This window comes from Candidatus Symbiopectobacterium sp. NZEC135, assembly GCF_025962695.1.
In genome coordinates this window covers 1-971 of record NZ_JAGFPF010000760.1, presented here as the reverse complement: position 1 = coordinate 971, position 971 = coordinate 1, and the positions used below count along the sequence as shown (strand labels likewise).

General features: G+C 57.2%; 2 protein-coding genes. Both read right to left on the bottom strand.

All coding sequences use genetic code 11. The annotated features are described in order from the left end of the window. Positions 1–351: laccase domain-containing protein (locus J5224_RS30275; protein ID WP_264628747.1), on the bottom strand; the 351-nt coding region annotated here is incomplete at its 3' end. A 10-nt stretch (positions 352–361) separates the two neighbouring features. Beyond that, a partial coding sequence (gene rluD, locus J5224_RS30270; RefSeq protein ID WP_264628746.1) for a 23S rRNA pseudouridine(1911/1915/1917) synthase RluD occupies positions 362–971 on the bottom strand: 610 nt, incomplete at its 5' end.

Below are 971 nucleotides of genomic sequence, written 5' to 3'. Positions count from 1 at the left end.
GCTATCCGAGCAAAATACCACGGGCAAACAGTCTGCCGTCATCACCGCACACACCAGACCGGGTTGGTTGGTGTAGGCGGCATCAGCGGTTAACACGCCTGACGTCGAAGACGACAATGAAACCACCTGTGTTCCATGCACCTGATTTAGCCACTGCGGCATGGCCGGCAAATCAGCCAGCGTGACCAGCCGCTGGCGATTAGCTAACACCGCCTCTGGCCGATCGCCTACGTGCGCACCAAGATTCAACGAATCATAGGGCGTTTGGCTCACGCCTCCCCTTCTCGTGGTACTACAGGCGCGCACAGATTGCGGCGCAGGCCAGTCAGGCAGTATCAGTTCGCTCGTCATCAGCCTCTCATCACCAGTCATATTGATCTTTGAACGCTTCGGCGTCCGCTTTTAATACCTCAATCAAATCAACCATATCTTGTGGGATGGGTGCATGCCACTCCATTTCTATCCCACTGATGGGATGATACAGGCGCAGCATGGTCGCGTGTAACGCCTGGCGATCGAACGTGCGCAGTGCTGTCACCAATTCCTCTGATGCCCCTTTGGGCAGGCGAGGACGGCCGCCATAAAGTTGATCGCCCACCAGCGGGTGATTGATGTGTGCCATGTGAACACGAATCTGGTGCGTGCGACCCGTTTCAAGACGCAGGCGTAGGCGCGTATGGTTGCGAAAATGCTCCATAATGCGGTAATGAGTGACGGCCGGTTTTCCCATGGGATGCACCGACATATGGGTGCGTTTGGTGGGATGGCGGCTCATTGGTTCATTGACCGTGCCTCCCGCCGTCATGCGACCAATCGCAACGGCCTCATACTCACGCGTGATTTCACGCGCCTGAAGCGATTCTACCAGCCGCGTTTGCGCAGGCACGGTTTTCGCCACCACCATCAATCCCGTGGTGTCTTTATCCAGGCGGTGCACGATGCCCGCATGCCCTACGTCACCAATCGCCGGG